This window comes from Streptomyces sp. SID486, assembly GCF_009865385.1.
GTDB lineage: Bacteria > Actinomycetota > Actinomycetes > Streptomycetales > Streptomycetaceae > Streptomyces.
In genome coordinates this window covers 1-1952 of the sequence record NZ_WWJT01000230.1, presented here as the reverse complement: position 1 = coordinate 1952, position 1952 = coordinate 1, and the positions used below count along the sequence as shown (strand labels likewise).

The window sequence follows — 1952 nt, the reverse complement described above, 5'->3', positions numbered from 1 at the left end:
CTCCGCAGTCCCCGGCCGCCGCGCGGCCGGGCACGCCTCCCGCCGGTACCCCGGGGGCGCTGCCGCTGCCCGCCGAGACCGGCACCGGGCAGGTACCGGTGCAGGGGACCCCCGCCGCGCCGGTGACGCCCGGCGTCCCGCAGCAGTGGCCCGGTACCGGTGACACCACCGGCACGGGGACCCCGGCCCCCGCCGTCCCGGCGGCCGGCACCCCAGCTCCCGGCACCCCGGCTCCCGGCACCCCGCTTCCCGCCGGAGCGGTCGGCGGCCGGCCGCAGCGGGCCGCGCAGCCGTTGCCCGCCGAGGCAGCGGGCGCCGCGCCGTTCGACCCGGACTCCACGCAGGGGCGGGCGATCTCCGTCCGCACGCTCGGCCAGGGCGTGCCGTTCGCCCGGCAGGCCGCCCCGGTGCAGCAGCCGACGGCGACGCCGCCGCCGCACGCACCCGGCGGATCGGGCCGGCGGCGCAAGCTGGGCACACCCCCCGACCCGGCCACCCGTCCCGATCCGAAGCCGGACCAGGCGGCCCGGCCGCACCCGTCGGCCGAACCGGCGCCGGCGCAGCCGTCGCTCGCCGGTCAGTCCGCGCTCGCCGGCCAGCCGTCGGCGGCGCAGCCGGTGACGGCCGGTCAGCCATCCGTGCCGCAGCCCTCGCTCGGCGGCCAGCCCCGGCCGGTCCCGGGCACCGAGGGGGCGGGGCGGTCGTACGCCATAGGCGCGCCGGAGCCCGACGCAGCCGAGGGGCCCGAGCCGCTGGACGGTCCCGGCGGCGCCGTGGAGGTGGCGGACACCCCGCGCCCGCAGCCCCTGGACGACGAGCTGCCCCCGGAGCCGCTGGACAATCCGCGCCGGCTGCTGGTGTGGCCCGCGCCGGACGTGACGACGCAGCAGGCGCTCAGCGACCGTGGCTACCGGCCGGTCATCGTGCATTCGCGTGAGGAGGTCGACGCGCAGATCGCGGCCTTCCCCGCCGCACTGTTCGTGGACCCGCTGACCGGTCCCATCACGCGGACGGCTCTGCAGTCGCTGCGCCAGGCCGCCGTGGCCGCCGAGGTCCCGGTGCTGGTCACGGCCGGGCTCGGGCAGGCGACGCGCGAGGCGGCGTACGGCGCCGACCCCGCCGTGCTGCTGAAGGCGCTCGCTCCCCGGGACAGCGAGCAGCATCCGCCGCGGGTGCTGCTCATCGAGGAGCACGCGGAGATCGCGCTGGCGCTGACCGCGGCGCTGGAGCGGCGCGGGATGCAGGTGGCGCGGGCCGCGAGCGACAACGACGCGGTGACGCTCGCGGGGCAGTTCCGGCCGAACCTGGTCGTGATGGACCTGATGCAGGTGCACCGCCGACGGGCCGGGATCGTGGACTGGCTGCGGGCGAACGGTCTGCTGGACCGCACCCCGCTGGTCGTCTACACCGCCGCTGTCGACCAGGCCGAACTGCCGCGGCTGGCCTCGGGTGAGACGGTGCTGTTCCTCGCCGAGCGGTCCACCAGCACCGAGGTGCAGAGCCGGATCGTGGACCTGCTGGCCCGGATCGGGACCAACTAGACACCGGACACCAGGCACCCCGGCAACGACCGGACACCGGCCCGGCACCCACCGAGCGCCGGGCCGGCACCCACCGGGCACCCACCGGACGCCGGCCCGGCACCCAGCGAACGTCGGCCGGGCACCCACCGGACGCCGGCCCGGCATTCACTGGACGCCGGCCGCGTCCCGCGACTGCCGGTCCCGGGCACATTCCCCGGTCCCGGTCCCGGTCCCGGTCCTGGTCCCGGTCCGGTCCAAGTCCGGTTCGGTTTCCAGCTCCGGTCCTAGCTCCGGCTCCGGCTCCCACTCCCGCTCCGGTCCAGTCCGGCCCCCGGTCCGGCTCTGTCCCGGTCCGGCTCCCGGCCCCGGTCCCAGTCCCGGTCCCGCTCCGGTCCGGCTCCCGCTCCGGTCCGGCTCCCGCTCCGGTCC

1 pseudogene is annotated in these 1952 nt (G+C 78.4%); it reads left to right on the top strand.

Annotation, left to right across the window (positions count from 1 at the left end):
• Nucleotides 1-1541, top strand: a pseudogene (locus tag GT045_RS11915) (histidine kinase); the annotation flags it as partial.
• Nucleotides 1542-1952: the final 411 nt, after the last annotated feature.